The sequence below is a fragment of the Microvirga sp. jy35 genome (genome assembly GCF_056148915.1).
In genome coordinates this window covers 39,492-56,108 of the sequence record NZ_JBWBEW010000034.1, presented here as the reverse complement: position 1 = coordinate 56,108, position 16,617 = coordinate 39,492, and the positions used below count along the sequence as shown (strand labels likewise).

The 16,617-nt window shown below is 63.6% G+C and carries 20 protein-coding genes and 1 tRNA gene; 11 read left to right on the top strand and 10 right to left on the bottom strand.

Features of this window, described 5'->3' with window-relative positions:
* Positions 1 to 114: DNA translocase FtsK (locus AC0QTX_RS20670; RefSeq protein WP_474605703.1), on the top strand; the 114-nt coding region annotated here is incomplete at its 5' end.
* Positions 115 to 191: 77 nt separating this feature from the next.
* Here the strand turns inward: AC0QTX_RS20670 and AC0QTX_RS20665 are convergent.
* Entirely contained in the window at positions 192 to 599 is a 408-nt protein-coding gene (locus AC0QTX_RS20665) for a DUF1236 domain-containing protein (protein ID WP_329797862.1), read from the bottom strand.
* A gap of 183 nt (positions 600 to 782) precedes the next feature.
* Between AC0QTX_RS20665 and AC0QTX_RS20660 the strand changes: the two genes are divergently transcribed.
* The 7 genes from AC0QTX_RS20660 (at position 783) to AC0QTX_RS20630 (ending at position 7,596) form a co-directional block, all read left to right on the top strand.
* On the top strand, positions 783 to 1,541 hold the full coding sequence (locus tag AC0QTX_RS20660; protein ID WP_474605699.1) for an SDR family oxidoreductase: 759 nt from the start codon (positions 783 to 785) through the stop codon (positions 1,539 to 1,541).
* Positions 1,542 to 1,750: 209 nt separating this feature from the next.
* Positions 1,751 to 4,648, top strand: coding sequence for a penicillin-binding protein 1A (locus AC0QTX_RS20655; RefSeq protein ID WP_474605698.1), 2,898 nt, complete (start codon positions 1,751 to 1,753; stop codon positions 4,646 to 4,648).
* Complete coding sequence (locus AC0QTX_RS20650; RefSeq protein ID WP_474605697.1) at positions 4,648 to 5,688, top strand: hypothetical protein; 1,041 nt, start codon at positions 4,648 to 4,650, stop codon at positions 5,686 to 5,688. The genes AC0QTX_RS20655 and AC0QTX_RS20650 overlap by 1 nt, the downstream gene beginning before the upstream one ends.
* A 483-nt stretch (positions 5,689 to 6,171) precedes the next feature.
* On the top strand, positions 6,172 to 6,567 hold the full coding sequence (locus AC0QTX_RS20645; protein ID WP_474605696.1) for a VOC family protein: 396 nt from the start codon (positions 6,172 to 6,174) through the stop codon (positions 6,565 to 6,567).
* Positions 6,568 to 6,609: 42 nt separating this feature from the next.
* Positions 6,610 to 7,113 carry a peptide deformylase gene (locus tag AC0QTX_RS20640; protein WP_474605695.1) on the top strand — a complete coding sequence of 168 codons (504 nt, stop codon included), beginning with the start codon at positions 6,610 to 6,612 and terminating at the stop codon, positions 7,111 to 7,113.
* Between the two features lie 35 nt (positions 7,114 to 7,148).
* Positions 7,149 to 7,373 carry a hypothetical protein gene (locus tag AC0QTX_RS20635; RefSeq protein ID WP_210277771.1) on the top strand — a complete coding sequence of 75 codons (225 nt, stop codon included), beginning with the start codon at positions 7,149 to 7,151 and terminating at the stop codon, positions 7,371 to 7,373.
* A gap of 146 nt (positions 7,374 to 7,519) precedes the next feature.
* Positions 7,520 to 7,596 (top strand) — tRNA-Asp (locus AC0QTX_RS20630).
* 142 nt (positions 7,597 to 7,738) lie between these two features.
* Here the strand turns inward: AC0QTX_RS20630 and AC0QTX_RS20625 are convergent.
* A complete protein-coding gene (locus tag AC0QTX_RS20625; protein ID WP_474605694.1) occupies positions 7,739 to 9,709 on the bottom strand; it encodes a PhoX family protein in 1,971 nt (656 codons plus the stop codon).
* Positions 9,710 to 9,834: 125 nt separating this feature from the next.
* Here AC0QTX_RS20625 and AC0QTX_RS20620 point away from each other — a divergent pair, with 125 nt between their 5' ends.
* Both AC0QTX_RS20620 and AC0QTX_RS20615 read left to right on the top strand, forming a co-directional pair.
* Positions 9,835 to 10,092 (top strand): hypothetical protein, encoded by a 258-nt coding sequence (locus tag AC0QTX_RS20620; protein ID WP_474605693.1) that lies wholly within the window; start codon positions 9,835 to 9,837, stop codon positions 10,090 to 10,092.
* A gap of 160 nt (positions 10,093 to 10,252) precedes the next feature.
* Positions 10,253 to 10,681 (top strand): RNA polymerase sigma factor region1.1 domain-containing protein, encoded by a 429-nt coding sequence (locus AC0QTX_RS20615; protein ID WP_474605692.1) that lies wholly within the window; start codon positions 10,253 to 10,255, stop codon positions 10,679 to 10,681.
* A 21-nt stretch (positions 10,682 to 10,702) separates the two neighbouring features.
* Here the strand turns inward: AC0QTX_RS20615 and AC0QTX_RS20610 are convergent, their stop codons facing one another.
* A complete protein-coding gene (locus AC0QTX_RS20610) occupies positions 10,703 to 11,920 on the bottom strand; it encodes a peptidoglycan L,D-endopeptidase MepK (RefSeq protein WP_474605691.1) in 1,218 nt (405 codons plus the stop codon).
* Positions 11,921 to 12,005: 85 nt separating this feature from the next.
* A complete protein-coding gene (locus AC0QTX_RS20605; RefSeq protein ID WP_474605690.1) occupies positions 12,006 to 12,713 on the bottom strand; it encodes a L,D-transpeptidase in 708 nt (235 codons plus the stop codon).
* Between the two features lie 144 nt (positions 12,714 to 12,857).
* Between AC0QTX_RS20605 and AC0QTX_RS20600 the strand changes: the two genes are divergently transcribed.
* Entirely contained in the window at positions 12,858 to 13,322 is a 465-nt protein-coding gene (locus AC0QTX_RS20600; RefSeq protein WP_474605689.1) for a DUF2726 domain-containing protein, read from the top strand.
* Between the two features lie 2 nt (positions 13,323 to 13,324).
* On the opposite strand, the gene AC0QTX_RS20595 is transcribed toward AC0QTX_RS20600, so the two are convergent.
* From AC0QTX_RS20595 to AC0QTX_RS20570, 6 genes are all read right to left on the bottom strand, one after another.
* Complete coding sequence (locus tag AC0QTX_RS20595) at positions 13,325 to 14,335, bottom strand: ribonuclease Z (RefSeq protein WP_474605688.1); 1,011 nt, start codon at positions 14,333 to 14,335, stop codon at positions 13,325 to 13,327.
* Positions 14,336 to 14,375: 40 nt separating this feature from the next.
* Entirely contained in the window at positions 14,376 to 14,864 is a 489-nt protein-coding gene (locus tag AC0QTX_RS20590; RefSeq protein ID WP_474605687.1) for a DUF411 domain-containing protein, read from the bottom strand.
* Between the two features lie 91 nt (positions 14,865 to 14,955).
* Positions 14,956 to 15,255 (bottom strand): hypothetical protein, encoded by a 300-nt coding sequence (locus AC0QTX_RS20585; RefSeq protein ID WP_203274518.1) that lies wholly within the window; start codon positions 15,253 to 15,255, stop codon positions 14,956 to 14,958.
* Between the two features lie 133 nt (positions 15,256 to 15,388).
* Positions 15,389 to 15,772, bottom strand: coding sequence for a CopM family metallochaperone (gene copM / locus AC0QTX_RS20580; RefSeq protein ID WP_474605686.1), 384 nt, complete (start codon positions 15,770 to 15,772; stop codon positions 15,389 to 15,391).
* 36 nt (positions 15,773 to 15,808) lie between these two features.
* Positions 15,809 to 16,306: a DUF4396 domain-containing protein gene (locus AC0QTX_RS20575; RefSeq protein ID WP_474605685.1), complete on the bottom strand. Its 498-nt coding sequence runs from the start codon at positions 16,304 to 16,306 to the stop codon at positions 15,809 to 15,811.
* 10 nt (positions 16,307 to 16,316) lie between these two features.
* Positions 16,317 to 16,535 (bottom strand): heavy-metal-associated domain-containing protein, encoded by a 219-nt coding sequence (locus AC0QTX_RS20570; RefSeq protein ID WP_474605684.1) that lies wholly within the window; start codon positions 16,533 to 16,535, stop codon positions 16,317 to 16,319.
* Positions 16,536 to 16,617 lie beyond the last annotated feature (82 nt).

Sequence of the window (16,617 nt, the reverse complement as noted above, 5' to 3'; positions counted from 1 at the left end):
TACAACCGGGCCGCCTCGCTCATGGAGCGCATGGAGCAGGAGGGCATCGTCGGACCCGCAAACCACGCCGGAAAACGGGAGATCTTGATGACTCACCTGGATATGGACGACTGATCCAGGGAAGAATCGGATCCAAAAGAAAAGGGCGGCTCTCGCGAGCCGCCTTTCTGGTTTTCTGGGGTGAAGTTCGATTACTCGATGACCTGAACCACTGTCCGGGTCTGCGGGTCGACCAGTACGGTCTGATCGTTCACGACCGTGTAGCTGTAGTTGGTGCGCAGGCCGACGGTCGGCGGGACGGAATAGAGCCTGACGCGCGGCGGCAGGGGTTGGCCGACCACCACTTCTTCCGAAACGCGGATCGAAGGGCGACGCTCGGCGACCACGTAGCTGCGGACGCGGGTCGATTCGTCGGCGCTGAGAACGCTGCCAGCCGCCGCTCCGGCGACGCCGCCGACCACGGCGCCAACCGGACCGCCTACGATGGCACCTGTGACGGCGCCGCCTGCGGCGCCTGCGGTCGTGCCGCTCTGGCAGGCAGCGAGGGGAAGCGCCAGAAGGGTCAACAGAGCAGCCGAATTTAGGACATGATTGCGCATGACGGATTCCTTTCCGAGTAGCACCATGCGAACGCGGGAAAGCTTGGCTGGTTCCCTCAAGACATGCGGGTCGGTTCCCTTCCACATTATGCAGAAAGGTGTGAAGCCCTGGGGTGTGTCCTTGCCGTTCCCGTCTCAGGATGCATCTGATGTCAGGCATGGCCATGGACCAGGGAGGGCATAATGGCGGAACATTCCAGGATTGCGATCGTGACAGGAGCCGGTACCGGGGTGGGCAGAGCCATCTGTGGAGGGCTGGTGAAAGCCGGCTACACCGTCGTGATGGCAGGACGCCGCCGGGAGGCTCTTGAAGATGCATATCGCAGGATCGGGGGTGATGACAGCTCCGTCCTGATCGTGCCGACCGACGTGACGGACCCCGCCTCCGTGGCGGCTCTCTTTGCCGCCACGAAGCAGGCCTTCGGAAGGCTCGACCTCCTGGTCAACAATGCCGGCATAGGTTCTCCCGCCGTCCCGCTTGAGGAGATCCCGTTCGAGCAGTGGCAGAATGTGGTGGATACAAACCTCACCGGAGCGTTCCTCTGCACGCAGGAGGCCTTTCGGATCATGAAGGACCAGAGCCCGCGGGGCGGTAGGATCATCAATAACGGCTCCGTTTCGGCCTATGCCCCGCGCCCGCTCTCGGCACCCTATACGGCCACCAAGCATGCGGTCCTCGGGCTGACGAAGTCGACCTCCCTCGATGGACGCCCCTATGACATCGCTTGTGGGCAGATCGACATCGGCAATGCGGCCACCGATATGACGGCGAGAATGACCGAGGGCGTGTTGCAGCCGAACGGCACGGTTGCGCCGGAGCCCAGGATAGACCCGAAGCACGTGGCCGATGCGGTGGTCTACATGGCCGGCCTGCCGCTGGACGCCAATGTTCTCACCATGACGGTCATGGCGACGAAGATGCCCTTCGTCGGGCGCGGGTGAGACACATTGCCGTGACCGCGAGGCCTGCATCTGGGATGTAAGCTCGGCCGCCCCATCTTTCTCGTAATGACCTGTCCCAGATCAGCCCGGGTGTACGGCTTCCATTCATCCGGCATCGGGCAGGGTTCGTTCCCGGCAGCCGGAGCGTGACCATCTGGTTCGGGCCGATGATCTTCTCATGGGGTGACTGATCCGATGATGGCGGCGGAATGAGCGCAATCCTCGTCAAGGTTTTCGCAACAGCCCTGACCTTGAGCCAGGTTCTTGTCGATCCGGAAGCGGTCAAGACGAGCTTCGATCCTGTGCGGGATCAGGGCGAGGTGTCGCAGATCCTCAGGAATGGCTGCACCCATATGCGCCGAGCGTTCGATATCGAGGATATCAACCTCGACGATCTCATCGCGACTGCCATGGATGATCCGCAGGCGGTCACGGGGGACCTGAAGGTCCTGCAGGGATTGAGCTTCAACGACCTCCACGCGAGCTACCGCCAGTTCTGCAAGGGGGAGACGGTCGCGCCCCCGCCGGTCGATCTGGGCGAGGTGATCTCCTATTACAATGCCGCCGTGGCCGGGCTGCCCGATGCCGGCAGGCTGAAGGGTCTCAAGCTTCCGGGCGTCAGCGTGGTCCTGGACGCGAACGGCAAACGCTTCGCCGAAGTCTTCGAGCCCGACCACCGGCGCATCTGGGTGCCGCTGTCCGACATCCCGCAAAGCGTGCAGCAGGCCTTCGTTTCGGCGGAGGACAAACGTTTTCACCAGCACCGGGGCATCGACGAGCGTGGAGTGATCCGCGCCTTCATGGGCAACATGGCCAACCCTGGACGACCTGCGGGCGGCTCCACCATCACGCAGCAGGTCGCGAAGAACCTGCTTGTAGGGGACGACGTCACCTACGACCGCAAGATGCGGGAGATGATCGTGGCGTCGCGCATCGAGCGGGTGCTCAGCAAGGCTGAGATCCTCGAGACCTACCTCAACTCGATCTATCTCGGGCGCTCCTCCTGGGGCATCGAGATGGCGGCCCGGAGCTATTTCGGGAAGAGCGCCAAGGCGCTCTCCGTGTCCGAGGGAGCTCTTCTCGCCGGATTGGCCAAGGGGCCGAACTACTACAATCCGGACACGCGGCCGGAGCGTGCTCAGGAGCGGATGGCCTATGTGCTGAGCCGCATGCAGGAGGACGGCTTCCTGAAGCCCGAGCAGGTGCAGCAGGCAGTCGCCTCCCTGCCAGACCGGACGCTCCATGAGCGCACCAGGCGGACGATGGGCTTCCACTTCGTCGATCACGTCAGCCGCGACGCACGCTCGCTGGCCGGCATCGAGAGCCTCACCGCCGGCGGCTATACGGTCCGCACGACCATCAATGCGGGCCTGCAGCAGGAGACGGAAGCTGCCTTGCAGGAGGGATTGGCCCGCTATGAGCTGAGCATCGGGCGGCAGCGCTACCAGGGACCCGAGGCCAACATCGCCGAGGCCGTGAAGACGCTAGAAGGCAGGAAGGATCCGGCAGCCGCGGCTCCGGCGTGGAGACGCGCCCTGGAGGCGGTGCGACTGCCGCTCTACGACCTACGCTGGCCCGCAGCCGTGGTGATCGAAAAAGGGCGGGATCGGAAAACGGGCGCAAGCGTCCTGAAGGTGGGGCTCGCGGATGGAAGCGTTCTGCACCTAAACGCCTGGGAGGCGGCTCGCCGGGAGCTCAAGCTCTATGATGTCGTGCGGGTGCGCGTGATCGAGCAGAAGAGCAAGGGTGCGGCTCGCGCTGATCTGAGGACGCCGCCGTCCGTGCAGGGCAGTGCGGTCGTTCTCGAGAACAGGACCGGCCGCATCCTCGCCATGACGGGCGGCTTCTCGTATCCCTTGAGCCAGCTAAATCGGGCGACGCAGGCTCACCGCCAGCCGGGCTCCGCCTTCAAGCCTCTCACCTATCTCGCAGCCCTGTCGAAGGGGCTTCAGCCCAACACGCTGATCTGGGATGCGCCCTTGACGCTGCCCCCTGTGGGTGCCGCCGGTGCCCGATCCGGAGATCACTGGAGCCCGAAGAACTTCGACGGCGGGCGCTCAGGAATCATGACCCTCCGCAGGGCGCTGGAGAGCTCGAAGAATCTGGTTACGGCGCGCCTCCTCGATGGCGCCATCGAAACCCGGCCCGAGGAGAGCCTCAGGCGAGTCTGCGAACTCGCTGTCGAGGCGCAGCTCTATCTGGAATGCACGCCGCACTATCCGTTCGTGCTCGGTGCGCAGCCCGTGCGGATGCTCGACCTGGCGGCCTTCTTTGCGGCGATTGCCAACGAGGGCGCCATGCCGGTGCCCCATGCCATCGAGGCGGTGGAGGAGGGCGGACGGGCGGTCTACAGCCGCAAAGCGCGCCAACTGACGCGTCTGGGCTCTGCCGATGCCGCCGCCTTCTATCAGCTGAAATCCATGCTGCAGGGCGTTCTCGAACGCGGCACGGCCCGTTCCCTCAAGGCGCTTGCGCCATACGCCGCCGGCAAGACGGGCACCTCCGACAACGAGAACGATGCGTGGTTCGTGGGCTTCACCAACGACGTCACGGTTGCCGTGTGGGTCGGACACGACAACGCCGACGGAAAGCGCCGCACGCTCGGGCGTGGACAGACGGGCGGCAAGGTGGCAGCTCCCATCTTCCAGTCCATCGTCCAGGCGGCCTGGGAGCACCATGCGCCGAAGGCTCCGCTCAGCCCACCCTCGCCGCAGGCAGCCAAGCAGCTCATCGCGATGCCGATCGATCTGAACACCGGCGACCGGCTGACGGATGGAAGGAAAGGTTTCATGGAGCACTTCCGCCTGAACTGGTTCGGGCGGCTCGCCGAGACGCAGTTCCGGCTCGTGCCGCAGTCGGAAGTCTATGCCTTCCGCAACCCGGATCCCTGGAGCGACGGGGAGGAGCGGGGAGGGCCGGATTATTATGAGGATGGCCCATACGCCCAGGGCCCCGGCTGGCTCGACAGCCTGCGCCAGAACGCTCCTCCCTCACGCCGCCAGGTCGAGCCGGACCGTGGCTTCCGCTGGTGGTGGGAGGACGAGGCGCCCCGCAGGCCCAGGCGCGTCGATCCGGATTATCTCTGGCGCAACGGACAGGTTTACTGATGGCATTGCAGGTTTTCGTCAGGCGCTCGCTGATCGCCGCTGCGGCTCTTTTCGCCTCGGTCGCAGGATCGGCCGCGGAGGAGTTCCGGATCGAGGAGGTGCCGTCCGTCACGGCCGTAGTCCCGGCAAAGCTCAAGCCCAGAACCATCGTGTTCAGCGATCATCGGAACGACAAGCTGACCGATGCTGGAACTGGCCTGATCCGCTTCGAGGACTGGGGGCGCGAGCGGCCCGTGCAGAAGCAGTTCCTGAGCCTTTTTCCGACCTATGCCGAGCCGACCATCAAGGTCTCGGTCCATGGCATTCCGAAATCCTACACCGAGAAGCTCCACATGTACGTGGTGGAGGCGCGGTTCCTGATCGGCAAGGCGCCGGGTTCCGTCGATCTCGCCCGTTTCGCGCGCCTCGAAACGCTGGAAAAGATCGACCCGTCGATCAAGCATCGCCGCATCTCGGCCGAGCAGGCGGCGCCGCAGATCGATCCGCAGAGCGCCCATAACCGCCACCCGAACCGCCGCTGGTGCGAGGCTGAACGCAGCCTCTGCATCGAGTCCCGTTATCCGCTCGAGGGCAAGCTGCCGGTCGGCATTCGGCTGGCCAACAAGCTGGAGGAGGGCGGCAAGAAAATATCGGAGTTCATGGAATTCCAGACCGAGATCCGCGTGCTGGCGCCGGAGGAGATCGACCGTGCCGGTCTCACCAAGCTGACGGCTCTGGAAGCTCCCGTGGCCGGGGTGCTCGAGCAGGCTATTTACAGCGTGAACCAGGTGATGCAGTTCGGAAAGCTGCTCGCGGTGCTTCAGGAGCATCCTGCCGATCCGAACAGAAGTGTCGCGACGGTCTTCATGGCATTGGCAGTCGAGACCGATGTGCTGGAGCGCAAGAAGGAGTTCGAGAATGTTCCCGTTCTGCGCAATCTCATTCCGGCGCAGGTACTGATGGGCAAAAGCTCTTTCAATTCCGGCGACTCCATCAGTGCCGGCCTTCCTGATTACGTCCGCAACCGCATTCGCTCCATCGCGGACCTGATCGAGCGGTAAACCGGAGAATCAGGCCCCGAACAGAAAAAGCCCCGTTCGAACCAGGCTGAACGGGGCTGCAAGTCTGCGGAGGCGACAAGGGGTTGCGGGGAATGGTGCCTCCGTACCAAGCCAAGCGTTCATCTTGTTCATTGTTCCTTGCCGTTCCCCATTTTCGAACCTTGGCGGGCATCAATTTTCCTTGATTGCGCCACGATTGAGGCTCTGACTGGGTTTGCTGGTCCCCAGGGGCAGGTGTGGTGGAACGCCGCACAGGCGTAACAACCCCGCTTCGTGGATGTTTGAGCCCGGCAGTCTGCGTTTCTTCCTCCCGAACTTGCCTTTCTCGGTCCGAACCGGGGAAGGCTTTTTGCTGGCACGTGGACGGGATCGCCCCGCTGTTCTTTCGTTTCAGCCTACCCGCTGCTATCTCACCTCCTACCAGTCAGATCAGGATCGTCTCTGCCGAGGCCGGCAGAGCGACCGGAAGAGAAAAGGTGTCCCGTGGGGAAGGCCATACACTCCATGCTCCGCGTGCTCGACGAGCGGTGCTCCCTCGCTTTCTACGAGAAGGCCTTTGGCCTCACGGTGGCGGAGCGCCTTGGGTTCGAAGGCTTTACGCTGATCTACCTCAGCAATCCTGAAAGCGAGCTCGAACTCGAATTGACGATCAACCACGGCCGCACGGAACCTTATGTTCTGGGCGACGGCTACGGGCATCTCGCATTCTCCGTAGACGATCTCGAGGCCGAGCATGCCCGGTTCGATTCGCTTGGCCTCGGCCCGACATCGATGAAGGAGCTGAAGATCGACGGCAGGCCTCCAGCGCGGTTCTTCTTCGTGCAGGATCCGGACGGCTACAAGATCGAGGTGCTTCAGCGCGGCGGTCGTTACAAGTAGCTCAGCATTGATCTTCACCTGTCGCACTGCAAGAGATACTGCTTGGCCACCCGTCCGATCATCCGCTTCCCCGATCCCCGCCTGCGCCAGAAGGCCGAACCCATCGTCGATGTCGACGAAGAGGTCAGGGCACTGGCAAAGGATCTGACAGACACGATGCATGCCGCGCCCGGCATCGGCATCACGGCTCCGCATGTAGGCGTGCCGCAGCGGCTCGTCGTGATCCAGCTGCAGGGCCATGCCGAGCCTCACATTTCCGTCAATCCGGAGATCGTCTGGTGCTCCCCGGAGATGATCCGGCACATGGAGGGGAGCGTCTCCATGCCTGGCGTCAACGACGAGGTTGAGCGTCATGCCCGCGTGCGGGTGAGATTCAGAGGACTGGACGACATGGAGTACGAAGAGGAGGCAGAAGGACTGATGGCAGTCTGCTTCCAGCACGAGATCGATCAACTCGACGGCATCTTCTGGATCGACCGCCTCTCGAGGTTGAAACGCGACCGCCTGATCAAGCGGTTCGACAAGCTGCAGCGCAACAGGCCTTGATGGTGGAGGCACGCTGACAATGGAGTTGTGGGAACGTGGTTGAAGTGTATCGCATCGAATCCGTGGCCTCCGAAGAGGCGGGCGGCGGAATCATCCGCCGGATCCTGGTTCGCACCGACTCCGTCGAAAAGGCAAAGGAGCGGGCGTTGAAGGTTTTCTCCCTCGCGCGGCGGCCTCAATCCCGTGACCCCGAGATCGAATCCGTCCGTGTGCTCAATGGGGCCGGCTACGAGGTCTTCTCGATCAGCACCAGGGACTGACGGTCAACGCGGAGGAACAGGTTCTGAGGGCGGCGCGCCTCCTGGGGATAAACCAAACACTATTTGACAGCGTACTCAATCACCGGTACGAGCGCGCCTCCATCGCGAGAAACGCCCGTCTCGGGCACGTGATGCGAGAGAGATGCGCGGGCGTAGCTCAGTCGGTTAGAGTGCCGGCCTGTCACGCCGGAGGTCGCGGGTTCGAGCCCCGTCGCCCGCGCCACTCTCCCTCGGGCTGCCGCGTGGGCAGCACTCTTCGAACACCCGGCAACACCCCTTCAGCTTCCATCCGGCATTCATCTGCCTGAACGAGCAAAGGAGCCGCTGGGGCTCCCTTGCCGATGCATCGAGGATGCCGAGCGCGATCAGGCGATCTTGCCGCCGCCCTGCTTGGTGATGACCAGCACGGAGGGACGGGTGGGCATGCCATCCTTGAAATCCGGCCAGCGGGTGATCGGATTCTCGAAGGTGGACGTGGTCCCTTCTTCTGCTTCTCCAGGATGCTGCACGGCCAGGAACAGCGACTCGTCGTTAGGCGTGAAGAACGGCCCGCACAGTTCTCCCCCGACCGGCACCCGGAAGAAGTGCTTGGACGTGCCACGCCTTTCGCCCTCCGTTTCGAGTGCCCAGAGGCCGTCTGCCCGGCCCGTCGCCTTGGCGTTGTTGCCGTCGGTGGAGATCCAGAGGCGGCCCTGGCTGTCGATGGCGCAGTTGTCCGGCATGCCGAACCAGCCGTTCCTGGTGGTCTCCGACGAGAAGGTTGCGCCGACCGAGGCGACCGAGGGATCGCCGCACTTCACCAGAACCTCCCAGGTGAAGGCCGTCGCGGCATGGTTGCCACCGTCCGGCATCATCTCGACGATGTGGCCGAACGCATTGTTGGCCCGCGGGTTGGCAGCATCCACCTGATCTTCCTTGCGCCGCGTGTTGTTCGTCAGCATGACGTACACGCGGTTGGTCTGCGGATTCGCCTCGATGTCCTCGGGGCGGTCCATCTTGGTGGCGCCGAGAAGGTCCGCCGCCCGGCGGGTCTCGATCAGCACGTCGGCCTGGGTCCTGAAGCCATTGGCTTCGGTGAGCGGGCCCTGGCCGTGCACCATCGGCAGCCAGGTGCCGGTGCCGTCGGGGTTGTACTTCGCCACGTAGAGAATGCCCTCGTCGAGCAGTCCGAAATTGGCGGCGCGGTTCTGCGGATCGACCTTTCCGGCGGTGACGAATTTGTAGACGTAGTCGAAACGCTCGTCGTCGCCGAGATAGACCACATAGCGGCCGTCGCTGTTGGTGATGCCTGCGGCTCCCTCGTGCTTGGTGCGGCCCAGCGCCGTTCGCTTCTTAGGAGTGAAGTTCGGGTCGAAGGGATCGATCTCGACCACCCAGCCGAAGCGGTTCGCCTCGTTGGGCTCCTTGGCGAGGTCGAAGCGGTCGTGGAACTTGCCCCAGGCATAGGCCGGCGTGCCGATGCCGTAGCGCTTGTAGTTCCTGGCCTCGGGATGGTCCTCGGCGAGCTTGCCCCAGAAGTAGCCGTTGAAGTTCTCCTCGCAGGTCAGCCACGTGCCCCAGGGCGTCACGCCGCCGGCGCAGTTGTTGATCATGCCTCGCACGCTGCGGCCGCTGGAATCGGCGGACGTCTTCATCCGGTCGTGGCCGGCTGCCGGGCCGGTGATCTCCATGGGCGTATCCGCGGTGATGCGGCGGTTGTACTTGGAATCCTTCACCACCTGCCACTGGCCGTCGACGCGACGGATCTCCACGACTGCCCCGCCATGGGCCGCGATCTCGATCGCCACGAGTTCCTGGGTCATCTTGGAGAAATTGGCGTCCTTGGAGTCCTGGACGCCAACGCCCGGGAACATCAGCTCCTCATTCGTATATTCATGGTTCGCGACCAGCAGGCCGTGATCGCTCGACCCATTGAGCGGAATGAAGCCGATGAAGTCGGTGTTGTAGCCGAACTGGCGCGCCTGGGCTTCAGCCGTCTGCTTCATGGGATCGAACTCGGGAGCATCCGGGAACAGCGGGTCGCCCCAGCGCAGGAGCACCTGGGCGTCATAGCCCTCGGCCACGTGATGCGTGTGGTCGACACCCGCCTCGATTTCCTTGAAGTCGAACGAGATCGGGTTCGAGGCCCTCTTGGCCGGCTGCTCGTTGGCCGCCAGGGCCCGGTGACCGACAGTCGCGGATATGGCTGCTACGGCGAGGGAGCCCCGCAGAAGATCGCGCCGATTGAACCGGCTCGCAATGATCTCGCCCATGGTGGGGTTGTGCGTCGGGTTCACCCCCACATCGCCCGAATCCTCCAGTTCGCTGGAGCGTAGGCGGCCCGTGTGCTCGTCCATCTCGGCTTCTCCGTCGTTAGGTGACGGTCACGCATTAGAACCGTTCCATGTAAGCTGAGTGACAGTTCCACATCGTCAGAGGTGCAGTACGCGACAACCGGGGCATGATCCTGTATGGTCCCGGCATGAGCAATGATATTTCCGAGATCCGCGAGCAGCTGTCCGATCAATGGCAGAAGGTCGCCATCGACTTGATCCGCAAGGGACTCCCTGCCGATACGGTCTTCGAGACCCTCCTGACCGTGGGCCTGGCCGGCCAGGTCGAGCTGAATGGCAAGCATTTCATGGCCGGAAAGCTTGTGGCCATTGCCGAGCAGCTGTCCGAACAGGTCAGGCGTGAGAAGGAGGCCCTCGAAGAGGCCTCCACGGCCACGAAGAACTAGCCTTCCTGGCCCTTTGCGGCTTTCGGGCAAAGCTTCTTCGAAATCGCACGGGAGACGTTTTTCCATTGCAACGTCTGTGGCAACTGCCGCGTTAGCTCGGGGAACCTTCGAAGCGGCCCGGCTGCTTCTCCGCCCAACAACCACAATGGGGTGGTGCCTCATGCAGCAGGCGCTCGACAGCAATACCCTGGACCGCTTGATCGCCCTGGGACGCCAGCAGGGGCAACTGACGACTCTGGACCTCGAGGCCAACCTGCCGATCCATTCCATGAGCGCGGAAGACATCGCGCTGATCGTGGTTCACCTCGAAGAAGCCGGTATCCCGGTTGAGCTGGATGACAGCCTGATGGCTCCTCATCCGAAACCCGCCACGGCTCCCCAGAAGGGCGCCGAGATCATCCCGTTCCCGGATCGCGCCGCTGCGACCCGGATGAAGAAGCGGACGGCTCCCCTTGAAATGGCAACTGCCGTCCAGGCGGAGCCCGCCTTCGTCCAGCAGGAGAAGCGCGCGGCCCATTGGGCGGTGGCCATAGGGGGGCTTCTCGTTCTGGCTCTGATGGTCGGGGCTCTCATCCTCTTCGGCATCTGACGGGCTGGAGGAGTTCGGCTCCTAGAGCTCGGCGGCTTCCGTCTGTCCGACGACGGGCAGCGGCTTGACCGCCGGCCCGGTGAACTGCGTCACGCTCAACTCATGCTGGCTGCGGGAGGCGAAGCCCAGATCCAGGAAGGCCGTGCGCGGATCGAACAGGGCCTTCGCGGCCGCCTTCTCATCGAAACCCAGGATCGGTTCGGGCCCTGCGACGGGGGCCGGCGCCGGGAGCGCCGCTGAGGCCATATCCGACGACAGGTCGGGCAGGGCGGCAACGGCGAGCCTGATCTCCTTCGGGCGCTCCGGCGGAAGAGGCGCCGCCGCAACGGGAGCCTGGATGTTCTCAGGATCCGCGGAGGCCACCACCGTCACGCTCTCCCCTGCGGCAACCTGCTGCGGCGCCGGCTGGGTGTTCCCGCGCCCGAACAGATTGGCGAAGAGATTGCCGATGGAGGGTCCGCCTCCAGCCGAGGCTTGCGTCGCCAGGGCGGCATTCCGGGCCGGGATCTCGGCCTTCGCCACCTCATAGCCGGCGAGCGGCTTGCCGTTGGATGGCAAGTGCAGGGTCTTCCCGTCCGGGAACAGCTGCACCAGCTGCTGCTGCGTCATGCGCGGCCAGGCGCGCACATTGCCCGTATCCACATGGACAAAGGCGGACGAGGGGTAATAGCCAACGCCGCCGTACTGCTTCTTCATGGCAATCGCCCGCAGACGCCCGGTCTCCACATCCGGCAAACGGATGTCCATGGCCTTGCCGCGCATGTGCTGGCTGTGCTCCGCGACGCCGCTGGAGCGGCGGCGAAGGGCGCCGTTGGTTTCCGGCGAACGGTACGCGGAAATGATCTGGATAGGCTGGGAGGAGCCGGATTCCCGGTAGACTTCCCAGAGAATGTCAAACAGGCGCGGGTCCATCTGCGCCGGCTTCTCGACGCGCCAGTCGCGCAGGAACCAGTTGAGCTGGCTCAGAGCGCCCTCGTCGAAACTGCCGTTCCGGCGGAAGGTAACGGTGAGGCTTTCCTTCGTGTGGGTATGGAAGAAGCTGAGCGTGCGGGTTTCGCCAAGCGCCGCAGCGTTCTGAAGAGGAGCCGAGGCAAATGTCAGGAGGGCAGAGGCGGCGGCCGCAACTCCAATAATCGAACGAAAGGCATGCCCTCCGTCCGACGAGCGGCCGCATATCGGCACAGTGACCGACTTCCATCCGCCAGCCGACCGCTTGGATCGGGCGAAGATTCCCGCCATGGTTCGTAAGTTCCCGCGTCCCCGAGCGACGTGTGATCGTTAACCATGGCAAAAATAGGCACAATGGGTGCCTATTTGCTTAATGTCAGGAGCGGGCGGCGGTCTGATCGCGCTTCCCTCGCCCGGACGGGGCGTTGAGAACGACGACCTTCGTACCGGTCGGAGTATGGTTGTAGAGGTCGATCACGTCCTGGTTGATCATGCGGATGCAGCCGGACGAGACGTTGGTGCCGATCGTCCACGGCTCGAAGGTGCCATGGATCCGGTAGAGCGTATCCTTGTTCCCCTGCCAGAGGTACAGGGCACGGGCGCCAAGCGGGTTCCCCGGACCGCCGGGCATGCCGGAGCCTCCGGGCAGCTCGCCCATCTGCTCCATCAGTTCAGGTTCACGCGCGAACATCTCCTTCGGCGGGTACCAGTCGGGCCATTCCTGCTTGTCCTTGATGGTGGCAGCGCCCGACCAGCCGAAGCCCGAACGACCGACTCCGACTCCGTAGCGCACGGCCATGCCGTCACGCATGACGAGATAGAGATACCGGCTCTGGGGATCGACCACGATGGTTCCAGGGGCTTCCGTGGTGTTGTATTGGACCACGCGCCGGAGATAGGCCGGATTGATCCGCGACAGCTCGATTCCGGGAACAGGGTAGAGATCGTCGTCCACGGGTCCATACATGCGCTGGTAGGCCGCCATGTCGCGCAGTGACTGAGCGAAGGCGCGGCTGGACGGCAGAGTGGCTCCCGCGGCAGCGGCTGACGCTCCGAGCAGGAAGGTTCGGCGGCTGAGGTCCATTGTGCTCTCCCCGATGTTCTGTAACTGGACAATAAGAAGACGCGGGACCATGCATGCGGGTTTCATGTTAGCTGCTATGCTTTACCGGCAGAACGAAGCCTGGCCGTTCACGTTCGAGCGAGCGCAAGGCAGGGGCGGAGCGTTATGAGGATTGAAGATATCTCGTGGTCATGGCTGGCCGGCGTTGCTGTGCTCGGCATCGTGCTGGTCCTCGTTCTTTTCCTGGCCCGGAAGCCGCGCTATCGCCGCTCTGCGATCATGACCGAGAATGAGCGGGAGTTTTACGGGCGCCTCCTGGCTGCCTGCCCGGACTGCCAGATCTGGCCGCAGGTTCCCATCCTGGCGCTGGTTCGCCCCGATGCCAAGGAAGGCAGCCGTGCCTTCTGGATGGCGTTCAAGAGGATTTCGAACACCCGCGTTGACTGGGTGGTGGTGCAGGATCTGGAAGTGCTTGCGATCGTCGAACTCGACGACCGCTCGCACGATGCCCGGAAGGACGCGCAGCGCGACAGGGTCCTGAAATCCTGCGGCTACCGCGTCGTCCGGTTCAGCTCCAGCCGCAGGCCGGATCCGCGACAGATCCATGAGGCGATCTTCGCCGCCGGTTAAGTTCAGGCCGGAACAGCCCTGCTGTCAGCCGCGCCGAAGCTCTCGAACAATTCGTCGCGCAATGCCTCAGGTTCGGACAGGTAGCGCGCCGAATGGTGGAAGGGAGTGACATGCCGGACGCCTGCCTCGCGGGCGAGAAGCCCGGCCTCCCGGGCGGTCAGGTGGCGGGACGCCACGGCCAGGGAGCGGTCGCACTCCAGGAACACTGCTTCGATGAAGAGCCGGTCGGCTTTGTCCGCCAAGCGGAGGATCCTGGTCCGGTTGTCCGCATGGGGAGCGGCGTCGGTCACATAGGCCACCACCTGTCCGGGAGCGACGCGCAGAGCCCGGTGCTTGAGGTCTCCGAGGCGGATGGACCCGCCTTCAGGTGGATCGATCGCATGGTCGTCCGGCAACCCCAGGCGGACCGCCCGTTTCGCTTCGTTCAGCCATGCGCCGGGAGCAAGGTCCATCTCAGCCAGTACCCCCCGCCAGACATTCACCTGCATCACCTCCCGCAAGGCAAAGGCCAAGCATGGAATGCCGTGGTCGAGGGCAACGGATTCAATTCTGAACTCATCCTCCATCCAGGCGATGCCGTCCGGAAAGACAGGCGGCTCCACCTCACGGCGAGCGAAGGCTTCGCGGGCATGGAACTCGGCGGCCCGTGTCAGGCGTGAGCCGTCGTAATCCATGACGCGGAGGCAGAAATCGACCGATTTCTCGTCGAGGAGGTTCCATGTGAAGCTTCGGATCCGATGTTCGACCTGCTCCGCAAAGCCTGGCGGGCCGATGAGGGTCAGCGGGGAGGGGCGGTGAAGGCAGAGGCGGAACAGACGGTCGAATCCCGCGATGTGATCCACATGGGTATGCGACACGAAGACGTGGCTCACTCGTAGCAACTCGCGGGAGGAGAGCGGGCTGACATCGCCCAGATCGAAGAGGATGGCGCGGCGGCCATAGCGGAAATCGAGATAAAGGCCCGGATCGCTGAAGGGATCGTTCACGAGGCGGGGTTGAACTAGCCAACTCATGCCGGGCCAACGACCCGAAATCCGGAGTGTTCCCGCTGCCTCACGCTTCGCGGTCGCCGGTGTACCGTGCGTAGGTCCGCTGCCCGGAGGGACCGAACAGGACCACATCGTAGGTGTCGGGCTCCATCCCCTCGACTTCCATGCCGGGTGATCCGACGGGCATCCCGGGAACGGCCAAACCCTTGCCGTCGGGCTTCTCGGCCAGCAGACGTCTGATCACGGCCGGGGGGACATGGCCCTCGATCACATAGCCGCCGATCTCTGCCGTATGGCAGGAGGCCAGGGCCTCCGGCACGCCGAGACGGGTTTTCAGACGGTTGATCTCTGAGGATTCGACCACCTCGACCTCGAAACCCGCCGCTCGGACATGCCTGACCCATCCGGTGCAGCAGCCGCAGTTCGGGTCCTTGGTCACCACCATCCTCGGCAGGGTTTCGGCCGCCAGAGAGGCTCGCGAGGTCATGATCAAGGCAGACGCGGCAAAGCCTCCAAGCAGCGCCCGTCGGATGATCGGCAGGTTCGAACTCATGGAAGCCTCCTCCTGTGCGTCGGCCCGGAACATCCGGACCGACGATGCTTGGACCCTGCCGGTTCAGCAGGGCCATCGAGCCTTCAGGGGGTTAGCCCTCATCGTCCTCGTCGGGATCGGTCACATCGACCAGGAACATGATGTAGGGACCTTCCTCCTCATCATCATCCTCCTCGTCCTCGTCGAAATCGGCTCCCTCGAACTCGGCTTTTTCCTCCTCCGTCGCCGGCCTGACGTTCAGGCTGGCAAAGCCGTCCCACAGGGGAGCGCCTTCGCTCTCGAGGACCTTGAGGTCATCCTTGAACTCCTCGCTCATGAGGAGTTCGCGGGCCTCTTCCTCATTTGCATTGGTGATGGCAACAGGCTTGTCGCTGATCGTAAGCGTGAACATCGTTCTTCCTTTCCATTCGCCCGCAGGGGATATCCACTAACGCTTCACCCGCCTGTTCGTGGCAGCCCCCTGATACAGGGGCTGGGGAGAAAAGCCATCGCCGCCATGTGGATCAGGGTGGATCAGGTCACAACTACTGGACGCCCCTGCTCTTGAGCCAGGCCTGCATCTCGGCGATCTCGCGCTCCTGCTCGCGGATGACGTCCTCGGCCCATTGGCGGACCTGCTGGTCCTTCCCGTGCTGGAGAGCGACCTTCGCCATGTCGATGGCTCCCTGGTGGTGAGGGATCATGCCGCGAACGAAGTCGATGTCGGCATTGCCGCTGAAGGCGACGTCCATGTTCTTGTGCATCGTCGCGTTCGCCTGCCTGTAACCCTGAGTAGCGGGCGTATCGGGCGTCCTTGCCGTCTGTGCCGGTGTGGAGTGGCCGGAATGGCTGCCGTGGGCCCCCTGGGCTGAAGCGAGGGTCGGGGCTGCCGCGATGAGTGCAGCCAATATCAGAATGCGAGACTTCATGTTGGTTCTCCTGAAGGTTCAATCCACGATGTAGGATCAGTGGCTATGAAAGGAATGCACGACTGCATGGCCCCGTCCGCGAGCAATCAGCCAGCGATTGAGCGGGAAGGCGAAAGCGCCGGCGATGAGCAGGGCCAGAGCGAGACTTCCCCAGAAAAGAGGGCTGGTGAGGCCGGCATCCATTGCGCCCGGGATGACAAGCATGATCAGGTTGTCCACGATTTCCATGATGGTGATGGAGGCCGTGTCAGCCGCAAGGGCCATGCCTAGGGCCGTGCCGAAGGGCAGCCCGCTGCGGAGCAGGGGCAGCACGGTCAGGCCGTAGCCGAACAGGAAGGCGAGGGCGACCGCCAGAAGGATGGTCTGTGCCGTTCCCCAGCCAAGGGAGGTCCCGATCGCGAGTCCCAGAACTTCGCCGATGGCGCAGCCTGTCAGGCAGTGAATCGTGGCGCTCAGAGCGGTACGGTTCAACGTGCTGTGGCTTGATTCGGCATTGCTATGATCGTGATGGTGGTGGTGACCTTCGGTGGTCATCGTGCCCTCCTCACAGGTTGGAATGGGCGAGAGGCTGAGCCGGGTAGCCAGCATCCCTCAGAGCGTCCAAAAGCGATGTCTCGCTTCTCGTGGACGTCACCCTCAGGGTGCGGACTTCCAGGTCGGCCTGGACTTGTGCCAGCGGATCAAGGGCCTGGATGGATCGGGTGATGGCGCGAAGGCAGCCGCCGCAATTCATGCCGGGAACGTGGAAAACATGCATGATCATGATCGGGATCCTTTCATTTCAAGGTCCCGAGATCTGTAGGCGTTCCCACGATGGTAAGGTCAAGTGGGTCGATAAGGCTCAT

Excerpts from the sequence above, each read along its gene's own strand:
- AC0QTX_RS20665 (WP_329797862.1), bottom strand. The coding sequence starts at position 599 with ATGCGCAATCATGTCCTAAATTCGGCTGCTCTGTTGACCCTTCTGGCG.
- AC0QTX_RS20660 (WP_474605699.1), top strand. The coding sequence starts at position 783 with ATGGCGGAACATTCCAGGATTGCGATCGTGACAGGAGCCGGTACCGGG.
- AC0QTX_RS20655 (WP_474605698.1), top strand. The coding sequence starts at position 1,751 with ATGAGCGCAATCCTCGTCAAGGTTTTCGCAACAGCCCTGACCTTGAGC.
- AC0QTX_RS20650 (WP_474605697.1), top strand. The coding sequence starts at position 4,648 with ATGGCATTGCAGGTTTTCGTCAGGCGCTCGCTGATCGCCGCTGCGGCT.
- AC0QTX_RS20625 (WP_474605694.1), bottom strand. The coding sequence starts at position 9,709 with ATGGACGAGCACACGGGCCGCCTACGCTCCAGCGAACTGGAGGATTCG.
- AC0QTX_RS20620 (WP_474605693.1), top strand. The coding sequence starts at position 9,835 with ATGAGCAATGATATTTCCGAGATCCGCGAGCAGCTGTCCGATCAATGG.
- AC0QTX_RS20615 (WP_474605692.1), top strand. The coding sequence starts at position 10,253 with ATGCAGCAGGCGCTCGACAGCAATACCCTGGACCGCTTGATCGCCCTG.
- AC0QTX_RS20610 (WP_474605691.1), bottom strand. The coding sequence starts at position 11,920 with ATGGCGGGAATCTTCGCCCGATCCAAGCGGTCGGCTGGCGGATGGAAG.
- AC0QTX_RS20605 (WP_474605690.1), bottom strand. The coding sequence starts at position 12,713 with ATGGACCTCAGCCGCCGAACCTTCCTGCTCGGAGCGTCAGCCGCTGCC.
- AC0QTX_RS20600 (WP_474605689.1), top strand. The coding sequence starts at position 12,858 with ATGAGGATTGAAGATATCTCGTGGTCATGGCTGGCCGGCGTTGCTGTG.
- AC0QTX_RS20595 (WP_474605688.1), bottom strand. The coding sequence starts at position 14,335 with ATGAGTTGGCTAGTTCAACCCCGCCTCGTGAACGATCCCTTCAGCGAT.
- AC0QTX_RS20590 (WP_474605687.1), bottom strand. The coding sequence starts at position 14,864 with ATGAGTTCGAACCTGCCGATCATCCGACGGGCGCTGCTTGGAGGCTTT.
- AC0QTX_RS20585 (WP_203274518.1), bottom strand. The coding sequence starts at position 15,255 with ATGTTCACGCTTACGATCAGCGACAAGCCTGTTGCCATCACCAATGCA.
- copM (WP_474605686.1), bottom strand. The coding sequence starts at position 15,772 with ATGAAGTCTCGCATTCTGATATTGGCTGCACTCATCGCGGCAGCCCCG.
- AC0QTX_RS20575 (WP_474605685.1), bottom strand. The coding sequence starts at position 16,306 with ATGACCACCGAAGGTCACCACCACCATCACGATCATAGCAATGCCGAA.
- AC0QTX_RS20570 (WP_474605684.1), bottom strand. The coding sequence starts at position 16,535 with ATGATCATGCATGTTTTCCACGTTCCCGGCATGAATTGCGGCGGCTGC.